Below are 16,564 nucleotides of genomic sequence, written 5' to 3' on the forward strand. Positions count from 1 at the left end.
TAAAAAAGAATGGATTATGAATAAACAGATATTTTTAGCCTTTTGTGCAACCATCTCCTTTTGCATACCCTTGCTGGCAGCAGGTGGAGTAACTTCTAAAGATGTTGTCCTATACAAGCAGTCAAGAGCTTCTATAGATATGCGTGTAGCTGATCTATTATCTCGTATGACCCTTGAGGAGAAAGTACTCCAGTTGAGTCAATACATTGTAGGGCTAAATACTAATGTAAACAATACTGGTGAGGTGGATACCGGACTTCCCGATGGGGTGGGCTCCTATATATATTTTAGCGAGAATGCCAAACTGCGTAATGCATTACAGCGTAAAGCAGTGGAGAATACTCGCCTTGGAATTCCTATTCTCTTTGGGTTTGATGTGATACATGGTTTTCGTACCATTTATCCCATTCCTTTGGCACAAGGATGTTCTTGGAATCCGAAATTAGTGAGTGAACTCAGTGCTATAGCTGCTCGTGAATCGAGAATGTCGGGTACCGACTGGACCTTTTCACCTATGATTGATGTGGCTCGCGACGGACGTTGGGGACGTGTAGCCGAGGGTTATGGTGAAGATCCGTATACTAATGCGATAATGGGTGTGGCTGCTGTCAGAGGTTATCAAGGCGATACTCTTTCCAGTAAAGTAAATGTGGCGGCCTGTTTGAAGCATTTTGCAGGCTATGGTCGTTCTGAGGGTGGTCGCGATTATACAGCTACGGATGTATCGCGGCAATCTTTATGGGAAACTTATCTACCACCTTACGAAGCTTGTATCAAGGCTGGTGCAGCCACTGTAATGAGCGCTTTTAACGATATTAGCGGTACACCGGCTACAGCCAACTACTATCTACTCACTGAGGTGCTGAAAAAGCGTTGGTGTTATCAAGGCTTTGTAGTAAGTGACTGGAATGCTGTGGAACAATTAATTCCACAAGGTGTGGCTGCTAATCGCAAAGAAGCTGCTCGTAAGGCATTTCTCGCAGGATTAGATATGGATATGAAGGATGATTGTTTCCGTGAACATTTGGCTACCTTGGTGAGTGAAGGTAAGATAGATGAAAAGAAAATTGACGAATCAGTGGCACGTGTGCTTTACTTGAAATTTCAATTGGGGCTTTTTGAAGATCCATATACTCCGGTTTATGAGGATAGTAAACGTATCCTTCGTGATGAATATAAAGAAGTGGCTGCTAGGATGGCTCAGGAGAGTATGGTACTTCTAAAGAATGATAACAACCTGCTTCCCTTAAAAAAAGGAATGACACTAGCTCTTATCGGTCCAATGGCTAAGGACAAGGAGAACCTGCTTGGTTCTTGGAAAGCACATGGTCGGACCGAAGATGTTGAGAGCATTTACGAGGGAATAGAAAAAGAATTTGATGGTCATACTCGCTTGCTTTATGCAAAGGGATGTGAGTTTGACGGAGACGATACTTCTTTGTTTGTTGAGGCTTCATCCGTAGCTTCACAGGCTGACGTAGTAATACTCTGCTTGGGCGAGAAATCTGCTTGGAGTGGTGAGAATGCCAGTCGTTCCACTATAGCTTTACCTTCTATTCAGGAACAGTTGGCTGCCGAACTGTATAAAACGGGAACTCCTGTAGTCATACTTCTTTCCAATGGGCGTCCTTTGGAATTAGCCAGACTGGAACAACAGTGTGATGCTATGTTGGAGATGTGGCAGCCGGGTATTGCAGGAGGTACTCCTTTGGCGCAAATTCTGTCCGGCAGGGCCAATCCTTCTGGTAAGCTTTGCATAACCTTTCCGCTTACTTCCGGTCAGATACCTATATATTATAATGAAAGGCAGAGTTCCCGTCCCGACCAAGGAAAATATCAAGATATTCCCACTACTCCGATGTATGATTTTGTCTATGGATTGAGTTATACCACATTTGCTTATGGCAAATTGCATGCATCTTCAGCTACCGTGCAGAAAAACAATAAGGTGAAGGTGGAAGTGCCCATAACAAATACCGGAAATATGGATGGTTATGAAACTGTGCACTGGTTTGTTTCAGATCCTTACTGTAGCATTTCACGTCCACAGAAAGAACTGAAATATTTTGAAAAGCGGTTCTTGAAAAAAGGACAAACCGTTTTATTCTCTTTTGAAATAGACCCTCAAAGAGATTTTATTTATATTGACGAAACGGGTAATCGTTTTTTAGAAGAGGGGGAATACTATGTTATGGTGAAAGACCAGAAAGTAAAGATTGAAATTAAATAAAATGATTATGAAGAAAATATATCTGTTTTTTACGTTTTTGATAGTGTCGTCTGTTCTTAGGGCTGTTCAACATGATAATATATTAATCTCACCGAACGGAAATATTGAGGTTATAGTTTCTATTGGTGAAGACTTAACCTATACTGTAAAGCGCAATGGAAAGACATTGCTTTCGCCCTCAGCGCTGGCCATGAGTTTGTCCGATGGGGAGGTATGGGGGCGGAATGCTCGGTTAAGATATAGTAAAAAGATTGCAGCTAATAAAGTTATTCCTTCACCTTTTTATAGAAAGACAGAGGTAAAGGATGAATACAATGGATTGCAGATGATTTTTCATGGTCAATGGGGATTGGAGTTCCGTGTCTATAATGATGGGGTAGCTTATCGTTTTATCAACCATCGAAAGAATCCATTCAATGTAGTGGATGAAGAGGTAAACTATTGTTTTACTGATGATGTGTTGCTTACTATGGCTTATGTCAATGCTAAAGGTAGTTTTGAAGATCAATTCTTTAATTCCTTTGAGAATATCTACACTACCGCTTCTTTATCGAAAGTAGATGACAGTAGGTTGGTTCTGCTTCCAGCAGTGGCAGCTTTGGATATGTCGACAAAGGTTTGTATTATAGAATCGGATTTAGAGTCTTATCCTGGTCTCTACTTGACTAGTGCTAACAAACCTAACTCTTTGAAAGCCGTTTTTGCTCCTTATCCCAAGGATAGTCGTCAAGGTGGACATAATCAACTGCAAGCTATTGTTACTCAACGCGAAACATATATAGCACGAGTGAATGGAAAACGAACATTTCCTTGGAGAGGAATCGTGGTTTCGGATACTGACATTGAATTGGCTAATTCAGATATGTCTTATCTTTTAGCAGCTCCTTTACGTCTTGATGAGATTGATTGGATTCGTCCGGGAAAAGTCGCTTGGGAATGGTGGAATGACATGAATTTAGAAGGGGTGGATTTTCAAACAGGAATCAATAATGCTACTTATAAGTATTATATTGATTTTGCTTCGGCCAATGGAATTGAATATGTGATATTGGATGAGGGTTGGGCTGTCAATCTGAAAGCAGATCTAATGGCAGTGGTACCTGATATTGACCTGAAAGAGTTGGTAGAATATGGCAAAGCAAAAAATGTAGGTATTGTACTATGGGCTGGCTATTTAGCTTTCGATCGTGACATGGAGAATGTGTGCCGCCATTATTCAGAGATAGGGGTGAAGGGCTTTAAGGTGGACTTTATGGACCGTGACGACCAACAAATGGTGGAGTTTGTCCACCGGGCTGCCGAAACTGCCGCTCGTTATCATCTCTTTCTTGATTTACATGGAATGTATAAGCCTGCTGGACTGAACCGTACTTGGCCCAATATTCTCAATTTCGAAGGTGTATTTGGTTTGGAACAGATGAAATTCTGCCGTCCTATGCCTGATATGGTAACTTATGATGTTACCGTTCCTTTCATCCGTCAGGTAGCTGGTCCTATGGATTACACTCAGGGAGCTATGAAGAATGTTTCAAAAGAAAACAGCTATGTTTGCTTTTCTGAGCCGATGAGCCAAGGTACCCGTTGTCATCAGTTAGCTGCCTATATGGTATTTGACTCTCCGCTCAATATGCTGTGCGATTCGCCTACTAACTATCAGCGTGAACCGGAATCTCTTGAATTTATTGCAGGGATCCCTACTGTGTGGGGTCAGACACTTGTGCTTGACGGTCGTATGGGTGAGTATATTGTTACCGCACGTCGTCATAATGAAACTTGGTATGTGGGTGGATTGACAGGTTGGACAGCCCGGGAGTTTACACTAGATTGTTCTTTTCTTGGTGACGGACAATTTAAAGTAACACTCTTCAAAGATGGCATCAACGCCCATCGTAAAGGAACAGACTATACCAAAGAAATATTCTCAGTGACTGGTGGCCAACAGTTGAAACTACACATGGCGCCCGGTGGAGGATTTGCTTTAAAAATAGATAAGATGTAATGAGTTAAATATGAATAGAAATGGTCACGTTATATAATTTGAGAAATAAAAGTTTGGCTATTCTGTTTGCTGCTATATGCTTGTTGGCTTGTAGCAATCAAACAGACGGAGATGTTAAATTAGTGGCTGAAGGTGGATGTATTCATCGCTTCTTCGACACATCTCCCATCAGCCCTTCCGGTAAGTATATAGCCCTTTTTCGTTTTCCTTATGAGAATCGCTCTCCTAGTCCGGGCGATTTAGGTGAGGTGTTTGTCCAGGATATGGAGAGCGGTGAAGTACTCTTTTCTACCAAATCTTGTGGGTGGGAGATGCAACTTGGTGCCAATGTGCAATGGGGTAAGAATGATGAGGAACTTTTCTATAACGATGTGGATACCACTACTTGGGAAGCTTATGCAGTTCGTCTTAATTTCAAAACAGGAGAGAAGAAACGTTGTCCGGGTACTGTCTTTATGGTGTCACCCGATGGAAATAAGCTTCTTTCTTACGATTTGTATAAGTCGCGTTTTGCACAAGTGGGTTATGGAGTTATAGTGCCTGACAGTGTTGTTACACATAATGTTGGTCCGGTAGCCAATGATGGGGTGTATATTACGGATTTGAAGACCAATGAATGTCGTATGATAGCTTCGCTGGCTGATATCTATGAGAAAACAGTTCCTTCTATAGCTATTCCTAATCCCGATGATTATGAATATTACTGTTTTCAGGTGAAGTGGAACTTGCAAGGTACACGGATATTGACTACTGTGCAGTGGGCTCCGCTTTCGGGTGGTGACCGTCGTAGAGCCGTGATAACCATGAACCCGGATGGAAGTGATATTCGTACCGCTATCACTCCTGAACAATGGGCGCGTGGTGGGCATCATATCAATTGGATGCCTGATGGTGACCATCTATCGATGAATCTCAATGTTGATGGTAAAGAGGGGGTAGAGATTATTAGCGTAAAGTATGACGGTACAGATTTGAAGGAAGTCTATCCTATAGGTTCCGGTCATCCTTCGTATAATGTGGCAGGTTTACCGTATATCGTCACCGATGCTTATTCGGGCGAAGTAACTTCGGGTAAGGGCATGACGCCCATTCGTCTGATAAACTATGAACTACAAACTGAGTTCAACTTGGCTGAAGTATATCTGCCACCTATCCGGAATTTTGAATTTCGTGTGGATGCTCATCCTGCTTGGGACAGAACAGGACGTTATGTCGTGTTTAACGCAATGAAAGATGAACACCGTTGTGTATATGTAGCCAAAGTAAATTATTAACAGTAACGTACTATGAAAAAGATATTATTTATTCTGTCTTTTCTACTTTTAGTGGACAATGTTTATTCTCATGAATTTGTATCACAAATTTCTTCACTTGAGGGAGAAATGTGGTATGGGGCTTATACGGCTAAAGCCTATTGCAATACCTCCTTCGACAAGATACAGTTTCAACCCTATCCTTCGGAATTTACCAAGAAAGATCTGGCTCGTGACAATAATGGCAACCAAGCTGCTCCACTCTTGATATCCAATCTGGGCCGGTACATTTGGAGTGATGAACCTTTTGCTTTCGAACTCAAACAGGGGAATCTTCTACTATATTCCGAACATGAAGATATTCTCCCCGTACAAGCTGGTACTTGTCTAAGGGATGCCTATGTATCTGCCATGCGCAGACACTTTCCGCCGGTTGGGCGGACGCCTGATATGTTGATGTTTAAAATGCCCCAATATAACACTTGGATAGAACTGGGACGTAATCAGAATCAGAAGGATATTCTAAAATATGCTTCGGATATTATAGCCAATGATTTTCCTGCCGGAGTGTTCATGGTGGATGACCAATGGGCCAGAGATTATGGTTGCTTGGAATTCGACCCTGTAAAGTTCCCTGATCCCAAAGCAATGGTGGATGAGTTGCATGCTAAAGGTTTTAAGATAATGTTATGGCTGACTCCTTTTATAAGTCCCGATGGAGAGGAGTTTAAGGAAATGTTGACCAAAGGCGGTTTGGTATTGAAGAAGAATAGCAAGCGTCCGGCACTGATAAAGTGGTGGAATGGCTACAGTGCTTGTCTTGACCTCACAAAAGAGGTTGCCATCGAATGGTTGCATGATAGATTGAAAGCGCTTCAAAACACCTATGGAATAGATGGTTTTAAGTTTGATGCGGTAGACTTTGACTTTTATGTAGAGGGGTCTAAGGTATTTCCAAATGAAGATACCAATGTAAAGGGGTATGAACAGTCTGAACTCTATACTAAGTTCGGTGCGGAATTTCCTTTTAATGAATTGCGTGCTTCTTGGAAGAATGGTAACCAGCCTGTAGCACAAAGGCTTCAAGATAAAGGCTATTCTTGGGATGAACTGAAGCTCCTCATTCCCGATATGCTTTCTGCCGGATTGATAGGTCATCATTACACTTGTCCTGATATGATTGGAGGTGGTCTATTAGGCACTTTCGAGAATATAGATTATGATAAATTTGACCAGTCGCTGATGATTCGTTCTGCTCAAAATCAAGCATTGATGCCAATGATGCAGTTTTCGGTAGCTCCTTGGCGCGTACTTGACTCTGAACACTTGGCTCTTTGTCGGGAAGCGGCTCTGCTACACTCCCGTTTTGGAGACTATATTTATTCGTTAGCATTAGAAGCAGCTAAGGGGGGAGAGCCTATTGTGCGTCACATGGAGTATGTCTTTCCGCATCAAGGTTTCCAAGGTTGCAACGACCAGTATATGTTGGGCGATAAATACTTGGTTGCTCCCATGAATGAAAAAGGTACTGCTCGAAGAGTGATTCTTCCTAAGGGAAAATGGAAAGATGAGCAAGGAAAAATTTATAGAGGCGGGCGTACAGTTCTAATGGATGTTCCTTTAGAAAGGCTTCCTTACTTTGAACGTTTAAAGTAGAAATGGGGGCTTTGAGCATTGTCTTATCAGATATAAAAAAGAAGTCTTTAGTGATAGAATCTATTAACTGGATATAATAGATGAAATGTTTGATGAATTGCATCGTAATGCACCGGACTTGTAGAATAATAACTTTTAAACTTTGCAAACAATAATCATTATCAATAAATATACATACTATGAATAACTTAACAAAACATCTCTGCGCCTTGTTGTTAATCGGCACTACTATCCCGCTGATGGCACAACAGCGGGAAGCGCTACCGCAAACTATTTTGGAAAAGGCGATCGCTACAACCTTTTCTTCGGACATTAATCCTAAGGATTACAGTAAAAATGATGGGCTGTCTGAAAAGCCATCTTCTCGCTTTGTTTTAAAAACAAGCGAGGCAGGTGTTCCTGTCTATGAAGTGGAAGTACCCCGTGCCACCAAGTCGCAATATGGAGTATCTATGTATTGGAAGACAACTGAGGATGTACAAGAAGGCGATGTGTTGCTTGCCCGTATCACCATGCGTACGATTTCGGCACGCCAAGAATCGGGTGAGTCGGTAATTTATTACTACTTTCAGGAAGCAAAGGGATCTTTTAATAAAAGCTTCATTACACAAATCGGTACTGTAGAGGAATGGAAAACCTTCAATATCCCTTTTGTGGCTCACAAAGACATGAAGGCGGGCGAAGCGCAGATTGGATTGGCTTTAGGAGCGCTGGCTCAGCATGTGGAGATGACGGGTATTGAGATACTGAATTTTGGGAAAACGCTTCGTAAGGAGGATTTGCCTGAAACGCACTTCTCATACATGGGACGTGAAGCGGGTGCTGCATGGCGTGAGGAGGCATTGCAACGTATTGCGGAGATACGTACCTCACCTCTGACAGTCAGGGTCGTAGATGCTGAGGGAAAACCGGTGAAAGGGGCTAAGGTTGAAGTCTCTTTGCAACAGTCAGAATTCATTTGGGGTACTTCGGTGAAGGAGACATTGCTTGCTAAAGATGATGCTGAGTCTCAGACCTATAAGAAGCATCTCAAGGAATTTTTCAACACGGCAGTTATTGAAAACGGTTTTAAGACCGGTGGATGGGCTTGGGACGAGAAGCGCAAGATGAATACCTTGCTCTCCTTCGATTGGCTTCGTGATAATGGTTTCCGCCAACGTGGGCACAATTTGGTGTGGCCAGCTTGGAAGTTCAATTCTCCATTGACGAAACATATTGCAATGCGCGATAGTGTAGCTTTCGACCGGTACATCAAGGCGCAGTTCCACGAGCGCATGGCTTACACCAAAGGACAGTTAATAGCCTGGGATGTGGTGAACGAATACATGCATGAGAAAGAATTTTTCCATTATTTGCCTCATAGCACTATGGTGGATTGGTTTAAACTGGCGAATGAACTTGATCCTGATGCCCAACTATTCATCAATGAGTATGGCATGCTGAATTGTGTCCAAAGCCCGCAGAATATCCGCGAATATATTGATACTATTCAAATATTACGTTCAAAGGGTGCTCCTATTCATGGGATCGGTATTCAAGGACACGTTGGACGTCAGCCTCGTAATCCGACTCAGGTAATTACAGATTTAGATCTGTTGATTCCTACGGGTTTGCCAGTGCAGATTACTGAATTTGATATCAATACACCTGATGAAGAACTACAGGCTGACTATATGCGTGATTTTCTGATAGCAGTTTATAGTCACCCGGTCGTAACTGGAATTACTCTGTGGGGCTTTTGGGAAGATGCCCATTGGAAACCCGATGCAGGAATGTTTCGTAAAGACTGGTCTCCGAAAGCTAGTGCTCTTGCTTGGCGCGAGTGGGTAGTAGGAAAATGGAAAACGCATGAATTAGGAAAAACAGATAAGAATGGGATGTTGACAATTCAAGGCCATTTGGGACAATATGCTATTAGTGTGGAATATCGTGGTAAGCAAAAGGTCAAATTGTGCCAGTTGTCTAAAGAAACAAAAGTGATTGAAGTAAAATTTTAATCAAACCTCCTTGAATTTTCTTCTTTCTTTTCTTACCCCTTACGGATATCTTCTGGATAGGGGTAAGATGAGTCCCTGACTGAATTCCATTCACTCGGCGAGTTAGAAGAAAAGGTATGGAAAAGGAAGAATTTCATAGCTTATTTGTAAATATAATTATGTTTTTATGATATAAATAGGATGAATTTACTTCACTTGGGCATATAGATCTTAAATTCTATGTTAGGAGTACTATTCCGTTATGGAGTCGGCAATCCTCTTACCGAATAGAATATTTTCTGTATTACAAATTATATCCCTGAGGATGATGTGTCATGTAATATCTATTATCGTTTACCCTCCGGTGACTGCGAGGATATTTTTGCTCAGATTGGCGCCTTTCTCGGATTGTAGCCAGTAGAAATGTTTATACTCGAGGAATGGAAAACCTTCAATATCTCTTTTGTGGCTCATAACTATTCATCAATGAGTATGGTATGCTGAACTGTGTTCAAAGCCTACAGGATATCTGCGAATATATTGATATTATTCAAATATTACGTTCAAATACACCTGATGAAGAACTACAGGCTGACTATATGCGTGATTTTCTGATAACAGTTTATAGTCACCCGGTTTTCCTACCCCTTTACAAGTACTTTCCAGACAAGTTACAATGGAGCAAAGAATGGGTAGTAGAAGAAGATTGAATTGCGTATGAATAAAAAAAATAAAATAATAATTATGAATAAGAAAGTAATCATTGTAAATTTATTATTAGTATTGTTAGCTTTTGCTCCACTTTCAGGACAAGAGATAGCAGGAACCCCAGAGTATATTAAAGCTCTCACCGTGGAGTGGAAGGGAGAAAGGTTTTCTGACGGTCGTCCTAAAGTTTCTGATAATCTTTTGGAGAGGCTTAAGAAAATAACCATAGAAGAGGCTTGGGCCGAACTGATGAAGTTGGGTTATCAGAATCAATATGAAGGCGAGTGGATGTTACTGCACGAAAGAGAAGATGCAGTTATGACTGGAAGAGCGGTGACTGCCCAATTTATGCCAATGCGCCCAGATCTAGAGAATCAAATTCTTGAACAAGGTAAGAAAGAAGGTCGTATGTGGGAACAGAGAAGAACTGTTTCTTGGGTAATTAATTCATTAGTGAAGGGCGATGTATATGTGGCTGATACCTATAATAAGGAGTTTCTTGGCACAGTTGTTGGTTCTAATCTTGGCAATGGTGTATTTAATGCTACTGGTAATGGTATTATTACTTATGGGCATATTCGTGATATTGAGCGGCTACGGAAAATACCAGGATTTAATGTATGGAGTAAAGGTTACGATCCTTCGTATATGCGTCAGACTATTCTGACTAATTATAATGTGCCAATTCGTATAGGAAAGGCCATCGTTCTTCCGGGTGATGTCGTTTTTGCCAAGCCGGGAGCTGTACTTTTCATTCCTTCTCATCTTGTGGAACATATAGTACTTACTTCTGAGTTTACTAAATTGACTGACGAATTTGGTGAGGAAATGATAAAGGCAGGAGTATATACAGCTGGGCAGATAGATAGTGCTTGGGGTAAGGAAATTAATGAATCCTTTAAGAGGTGGCTTGCAAACTATAAAGGCGAGCTTCCTATGACAAGAAAAGAACTTGAGGAATTTCTTGAGGAGCGAAATTTTTAATAACGTATTTAATATGAAAAGAGTATTTATTGTATCAATAGCTTTGGTGTTTTCTGTAATTATCAACAGTCAAAACATATTGGTTGATGTCCACGATGTAGCCGTAAAGGTTGCAGAAAAAGGACTTTCTGTGGTTGATTGGGGAGATTATAAGGGAAGTTGCCTGCTTCATTCCTTGTCGGATTTGGCACTTGCCTCGGGCGATAGTGCTGATATGACTCGGATAGAAAACATTCTCTTGGGATTTTCTGATGGACGCGTAAAACCAACTCCGGGCAATAGTTTTTATAGTTATAATGTTGGCGGAAGCGGTGCTGCTTGGTTGGCATTTAAGGGGATGAAGTCTCTTTTGCCGCAGGTTTGTGAGGGAGCCAAGTATACTTGGAATAAGCAGCTCAGAAATCTTGATAATGTTATGATTCCATATTATTATAGCCTTGATAAAAACCCGGTATTTGTAGATGTAGCTTTTGCAATTACGCCTTTCTTTCTTTACGCCGGACTTTGTGAAAAAAATGATTCATATATTGATTATTCCGTATATCAGATAATGCAGATATATAAAGATCTAAAAGATGATGAATCAGGGTTGTTGCAACAAGCTCGCGGTGTTGCCCAACTGAAAAAGGAAGAGAAATCTACTGATAATTGGAGCCGTGGAAACGGTTGGGGATCAATGGCTTTTACATCGCTTATGAGAGATCTTCCTAAAAATCACTCGCAGCGTAAGGTTGTATTTGAGGCTGCTAAAGAATTCTATCTTTCTTGCTTGAAATATCAGGATGAAAACGGACTTTGGCATCAGGAAATGACAGATTTTAACTCTTATATTGAGACTTCAGGTAGTGCTCTTGTGCTTGCAGGAATCGGGGCGGCCATAGAAAACAAAGTTCTCAGTAGAAGATACATCCCTCAGTTTGAAAAAGGTCTTAAAGCTCTATTGTCTTACATTGATATAGATGGTTCGGTTGGACATACATGTATGAGTAATCTTGCTCCAGGCAACGGGTCTAAAGATGCATATAAATTACGTCATTACTATTTTAATGAGCCGCACGCTTTTGGTCCTGTTGTATTTGCACTTGCTCAGGCGATCCGACTGGGTTTTAAGGAAGTTGTTCTTGATTCTGCACTCGGTAGCGCCAATGAGGTTGATAGGCCAAAGACCTATATACGTTTCGTAAAGGAACGTAAGGAAGATATAGCTTGGGAGAACGACAGAGTGGCATTTCGTGTATACTCTCGGCTCATTGATGATAAAAGTATGAGTGGTGTAGATTATTGGGCAAAGTCTGTTGATTATTCCATTATTGAGAGTTGGTATAAGAATGAATCAGAAGGTCGTTCATACCATAGTGATTATGGCGAAGGATGTGATTTTTATACCGTTGGCAAGAATTGCGGTTTGGGCGGAAGTGCCATTTATACTGATGGTCGGCTTATCTCATCTCAAACATATGCAAACTATCGCATCAATCGTAATGATAAAGATCACATAGATTTTATGCTGCAATATCAACCTTTTGAAGCTGGTGGGGTGACTATTTACGATACTAAACGCATAGAAATGGTATTAGGGACGAATTACTATAAAGTTACACAAACCGTTGAAAGTGACAATGGAGAGGATTTGGTACTTGCAGTCGGTCTGTCTACTTTTGGGAATGAAGAGGTCAAAGTTCAGAAAGATAAGGGGCTTGTCAGTGTGGTTGAGGAAATTGCTGTACCCGGAGGTTCTGTGATTTATAATCTGGATAATGAAAAAATGGATTCACTTACGTTTCATTCTGCTATTGTAGTCGATCCATCGGCAGTTATAGATATTAAAAAGATTGGCTCTAATGAGGTTGTGCTTCTCAAGGTTCATAATAACCAACCGGTTGTTTATTATGTTGGAGCTGGTTGGTCCGGGCAGATGTATGACAGTCGTTTTAGAGGCACTACTGCTTATTGGAACAGTGTCGTTACAAATACGTCATGGGCTGAGTTGAATAAATTATATGCAAGATAGACGTAAAATTAGAATCTAATATGATTAGAAACATACTATTTTTTCTACCACCTCCCACTGCATCTGCTCCGTACCCGCTCCGTACCCGCTCCTTATAAAAGTACCTTTATAAGGAGCGGGTACGGAGCAGGTACGGGGGAGACCCCTTGAAAGACATCTGCAACTGGAGCTTGCACGTATTTCAATTACGCCAACAGTTTTTCATTTAATTACCTAACATTTTATTCAAAACCCACAAGACATGATTTTGCATGAAATCACACTTATAGGAGCGTAGACTTACACTTATAGGAGTGTGAGCCTACGCTCCTATAAGTGTAAGCCTACGCACTTAAGTGTGTAAAAACCGGTAATTATCAGAACATCATTTTCCCAATTTGCTCTTTTTTCGGGTACTTTATTGCTTTGTTGAATATATGTTGTACATTTACAATGCATTCTATCATAACTAACTGGTGGGGAAACCTGCATTTTTGACGTGGCGGGCATTTTTATCCCTGCTTGCGTACATTCTATATGGCGGTTTCGTACCCCCATGTAGACTTCCGTCCTTCCCATTCAACCAGGCAAGGTTCTTTATGGATGTAATGAAAGAGGGTGCTTATGCCAAGATAATGACAAAGATACTCTGTTCGCACATAGAGAATGTGAAATACCTATTGGCGAAGCTTGAAGAAGTGAAGGGCGAGAATATTGAGGAAAATTTATAGCATTTAGAATATTATTAAGAGAAGCCGGCTGACCGGATTTTACTCCATCCAGCCGGCTTCTCTTAATAATCTATATACTTATTTTGTACTTGCAAGCATCATACTTACATTGCTATTATTCAATTCGTAAACACTCTTCTGTACATTGCTGTCAAAAGCATTGCTCTTGTTGTTCCAGCAAGCGTAGTTCAGTTCAACTTCATTGTTAGAGTATTCTACATCGAGTTTGAAATAAGGAACCCAAGTATCTTTCTCACTGTTCCACTTAGAAGCTTCTTTGCTGGTCACACGGTTTTCGTTGTCGTAAGTATAAGTGTAGCGCAGGTGGCGGAACAAGTGACCGTCTTCATTACGGAAGATATTCTTAGCGGTCATCAACTCACCGGTCATCTCGTCGTTGGTTACATACTGGGTAGGATTGATTGCACTTGCTGAGAAGTCCCGTAAGAAATGAAGAACTAAGAATGAAGAATTACCTTTCGGTATGCCAGTATAGCGCAGCTTATTCTTCATTCTTCATTTAGTTCATAACCCATAAAAACGAATAAATTCAACTACTGATTCGCATATATAATAAATCCTATGAAATAATTTCTTAGATATATAGTATGATTAGTTCCGTACTTAGACTTGATTGCTATTTATTTTATTATTAATTAACTCAGTTGTTTGAAGCATTTCTTTTACTATAAAATTACGTTCTGTTTTTGAGAAACGAATATCAGGTAAATAGACTCCCAAACTGGCTATGATCTTATTTTTTTTAAATATAGGTGTAGCCAAACCTACAACATGATTACTATTCCAAGTGATTTCAATATTTTTTTTGCGAGTTTCATTGAGCGACTGTATTAATTCTGTTTCATTCGTAATTTCGGGCCAATCTTCTTGCGTTGGTAGTCCTGCCATACTGATGAAATCTTTCAGTTCTTTTGGAGAATAATGAGCTAAAATCATTCTTCCGGTAGTAGCCCGGTAAGCTGTTGATTCGGAAGTAGTACGTATTTGGATTTCCTGGTTGCATAATGCTTCGTACACGATGATTCGTTTCCCATTCTTTATATGTGATAGAATAACCGTTTCGTTAAGTCTGTTTGCCAAACTGTCAATAAGGACCTTAGTAGCATTGATTAATTGTACGTTGTATTCGTTGGAGGATGTGAGTTGATAGACCATGTAGCCCAGCTTGTAACCTTTCTTCAGTCCCATTTGTTCTACATAACCTCGTTGCACAAGTGTCTTAAGAATATTGGCACAAGTACCGTGGTTCAGTTCTAATTCGTCGGCTATCTCAGACAATCCCCACTCTTTGTTGTGATCATGGGCTATGATTTCCAAAATATTGAGAGCCCTGTTTATTACTTGTATCATAATAATGTATTTTAAAAACATGTAAATTTTATAATGCAAAATTAATGCAAAAATAAGTAATCTGCTAAGTTTTTCCCGAAAAAATGATTTTGAACTAGAAAAAACTGTGTGTATTGATTTATATCCTTGATATTATGTTTTATAACATGGTGCAGATAATTTTTCAAATAATCTTTTGATATTAATAATATGATATATACTTTTGCAATATAAAATAATAGCGCTATAATATAAAATTGATTTTCTAATTAATTTAACTACTATGTTGAAACATGTTTGTATGACATTTCTGATTCTGCTTTTGTTGCCGGTGGTAGCAAGCGCGCAGAATGTTTTGACGGGATGTGTAAAAGATGCCCGGACTAATGAACCCTTAATTGGTGTAAGTGTGGTTTTGAAAGAGAATGCTACGTTAGGAACTATTACCGACCTTGATGGGAATTTCAAGCTAGAAGTTCCCGTATCTTCTACACTAGTTTTTTCTTATATAGGTTATTCTACCCAAGAGGTGGCGGTTAAGGGACGTAAAAATCTAGAGGTGACTTTGACCGAAGACACCAAAACACTTGATGAAGTGGTGGTAGTGGGCTATGGTACACAGAAGAAAGTAAATCTTACAGGTTCTGTCAGCCAAGTGAAAATGGATGAAATTGCTGCTAATCGTCCGGTGACTTCTATCGCTGATGCATTGATGGGTAATGTTCCGGGGTTAACGCTATCGGGCAATAGTGGTGAACCGGGCTCAGGCTATGACTTTATGATTCGCGGCACTTCCAGTATTAACGGTGGTTCTCCATTGATTCTGGTAGATGGTATCGCCATTGATGTTTCTTCATTGAACCCCAATGATATAGAGTCTGTATCAGTATTGAAGGATGCTTCGTCAGCGGCTATTTATGGTGCTCGTGCTGCGTTTGGCGTTGTGTTGATAACTACCAAGAAGGCAAACAAGGAACAAAAACCTAGTATAACCTTCTCTACTAAGTTGTCTTTTTCCGGTCCTCAGAGTATGGCAAAACGTGCAACCCCTTTGCAGACAATACAAGCCATGTTGGCGGCTAATTTCACGACATTTACAGGAGGACAATCATTTTCGGAGTGGGAGAAGCTGTTGCAGCAGTATGAGGTATCCCCCTCTGCATATCCCAATGGCTATACAGATGTGAATGGTATACGTTACCAATTGGCATCCAGTGACGTGACCGACGATTTGATGTCAACCGGTTTCGAGCAGATTTATGATGTGGCGGTTTCCGGTGGTTCCCAAAAGACCAAGTATCGTTTGTCTGCCAGCTATCTAGATCAGGATGGAGTACTTGTAACCAATAAGGATAGATACAAACGTTATAATATCACTTCTTATTTAAGTTCCGATGTGACCAAGTGGCTGACAGCTGAGTTGACAACACTTTATACACATAGTGACAAGCAGGATCCTTATCGGTTGAAATTCAATGGCCGTGATGTATGGGCGCAAGCTGTGTCATTGCCATCTTTTTATCCTACCGACGGAATCACTCTCAATGATAAATATTATCGTTATGCCACACCGGTACACATGATGGAAAGTGCAGTTCCTACGGAGACCAATTACAACCGTATTAATATGTTAGGGCGTTTGATTTTGAAGCCTTTGGAAGGGTTGGCTGTAACTGGTGAATATTCT

Annotated in this window: 12 protein-coding genes; 10 read left to right on the forward strand and 2 right to left on the reverse strand. The window is 40.6% G+C overall.

Annotation, left to right across the window (positions count from 1 at the left end; genetic code table 11):
* The first annotated feature begins 16 nt into the window (after positions 1–16).
* The 9 genes from Q1W14_RS05205 to Q1W14_RS05245 all read left to right on the forward strand — a co-directional run bounded on the left by Q1W14_RS05205 (position 17) and on the right by Q1W14_RS05245 (position 13,527).
* Entirely contained in the window at positions 17–2,230 is a 2,214-nt protein-coding gene (locus Q1W14_RS05205) for a glycoside hydrolase family 3 N-terminal domain-containing protein (RefSeq protein WP_300699730.1), read from the forward strand.
* A 7-nt stretch (positions 2,231–2,237) separates the two neighbouring features.
* Positions 2,238–4,229 (forward strand): glycoside hydrolase family 97 protein, encoded by a 1,992-nt coding sequence (locus tag Q1W14_RS05210; protein ID WP_300699731.1) that lies wholly within the window; start codon positions 2,238–2,240, stop codon positions 4,227–4,229.
* 20 nt (positions 4,230–4,249) lie between these two features.
* The gene (locus Q1W14_RS05215) at positions 4,250–5,503 is read left to right on the forward strand and encodes a hypothetical protein (RefSeq protein ID WP_300699732.1); all 1,254 of its coding nucleotides are present in this window, start codon (positions 4,250–4,252) and stop codon (positions 5,501–5,503) included.
* A gap of 12 nt (positions 5,504–5,515) precedes the next feature.
* On the forward strand, positions 5,516–7,138 hold the full coding sequence (locus Q1W14_RS05220) for a glycoside hydrolase family 31 protein (RefSeq protein ID WP_300699733.1): 1,623 nt from the start codon (positions 5,516–5,518) through the stop codon (positions 7,136–7,138).
* A gap of 179 nt (positions 7,139–7,317) precedes the next feature.
* On the forward strand, positions 7,318–9,135 hold the full coding sequence (locus Q1W14_RS05225; protein WP_300699734.1) for an endo-1,4-beta-xylanase: 1,818 nt from the start codon (positions 7,318–7,320) through the stop codon (positions 9,133–9,135).
* Between the two features lie 476 nt (positions 9,136–9,611).
* On the forward strand, positions 9,612–9,824 hold the full coding sequence (locus Q1W14_RS05230) for a hypothetical protein (protein WP_300699735.1): 213 nt from the start codon (positions 9,612–9,614) through the stop codon (positions 9,822–9,824).
* Between the two features lie 34 nt (positions 9,825–9,858).
* The gene (locus tag Q1W14_RS05235; protein ID WP_300699736.1) at positions 9,859–10,806 is read left to right on the forward strand and encodes a hypothetical protein; all 948 of its coding nucleotides are present in this window, start codon (positions 9,859–9,861) and stop codon (positions 10,804–10,806) included.
* Between the two features lie 13 nt (positions 10,807–10,819).
* Positions 10,820–12,817 carry a DUF4861 family protein gene (locus Q1W14_RS05240; protein WP_300699737.1) on the forward strand — a complete coding sequence of 666 codons (1,998 nt, stop codon included), beginning with the start codon at positions 10,820–10,822 and terminating at the stop codon, positions 12,815–12,817.
* Between the two features lie 578 nt (positions 12,818–13,395).
* Positions 13,396–13,527, forward strand: coding sequence for a hypothetical protein (locus Q1W14_RS05245; protein ID WP_300699738.1), 132 nt, complete (start codon positions 13,396–13,398; stop codon positions 13,525–13,527).
* A gap of 78 nt (positions 13,528–13,605) precedes the next feature.
* On the opposite strand, the gene Q1W14_RS05250 is transcribed toward Q1W14_RS05245, so the two are convergent.
* A complete protein-coding gene (locus Q1W14_RS05250) occupies positions 13,606–14,040 on the reverse strand; it encodes a DUF3836 domain-containing protein (protein ID WP_300699739.1) in 435 nt (144 codons plus the stop codon).
* Positions 14,041–14,151: 111 nt separating this feature from the next.
* Positions 14,152–14,898 carry a helix-turn-helix domain-containing protein gene (locus Q1W14_RS05255; RefSeq protein WP_300699740.1) on the reverse strand — a complete coding sequence of 249 codons (747 nt, stop codon included), beginning with the start codon at positions 14,896–14,898 and terminating at the stop codon, positions 14,152–14,154.
* A gap of 280 nt (positions 14,899–15,178) precedes the next feature.
* Here Q1W14_RS05255 and Q1W14_RS05260 point away from each other — a divergent pair.
* Positions 15,179–16,564 (forward strand): SusC/RagA family TonB-linked outer membrane protein (locus Q1W14_RS05260; protein ID WP_300699741.1); only part of this gene is annotated, 1,386 nt, incomplete at its 3' end.

It is taken from the genome of Bacteroides sp. (genome assembly GCF_030151085.1).
GTDB lineage: Bacteria > Bacteroidota > Bacteroidia > Bacteroidales > Bacteroidaceae > Bacteroides.

Coding starts and splice junctions, on each gene's coding strand:
- Q1W14_RS05205 (WP_300699730.1), top strand. CDS start 17: ATGAATAAACAGATATTTTTAGCCTTTTGTGCAACCATCTCCTTTTGC.
- Q1W14_RS05210 (WP_300699731.1), top strand. CDS start 2,238: ATGAAGAAAATATATCTGTTTTTTACGTTTTTGATAGTGTCGTCTGTT.
- Q1W14_RS05215 (WP_300699732.1), top strand. CDS start 4,250: ATGGTCACGTTATATAATTTGAGAAATAAAAGTTTGGCTATTCTGTTT.
- Q1W14_RS05220 (WP_300699733.1), top strand. CDS start 5,516: ATGAAAAAGATATTATTTATTCTGTCTTTTCTACTTTTAGTGGACAAT.
- Q1W14_RS05225 (WP_300699734.1), top strand. CDS start 7,318: ATGAATAACTTAACAAAACATCTCTGCGCCTTGTTGTTAATCGGCACT.
- Q1W14_RS05230 (WP_300699735.1), top strand. CDS start 9,612: ATGCTGAACTGTGTTCAAAGCCTACAGGATATCTGCGAATATATTGAT.
- Q1W14_RS05235 (WP_300699736.1), top strand. CDS start 9,859: ATGAATAAGAAAGTAATCATTGTAAATTTATTATTAGTATTGTTAGCT.
- Q1W14_RS05240 (WP_300699737.1), top strand. CDS start 10,820: ATGAAAAGAGTATTTATTGTATCAATAGCTTTGGTGTTTTCTGTAATT.
- Q1W14_RS05245 (WP_300699738.1), top strand. CDS start 13,396: ATGGATGTAATGAAAGAGGGTGCTTATGCCAAGATAATGACAAAGATA.
- Q1W14_RS05250 (WP_300699739.1), bottom strand. CDS start 14,040: ATGAAGAATAAGCTGCGCTATACTGGCATACCGAAAGGTAATTCTTCA.
- Q1W14_RS05255 (WP_300699740.1), bottom strand. CDS start 14,898: ATGATACAAGTAATAAACAGGGCTCTCAATATTTTGGAAATCATAGCC.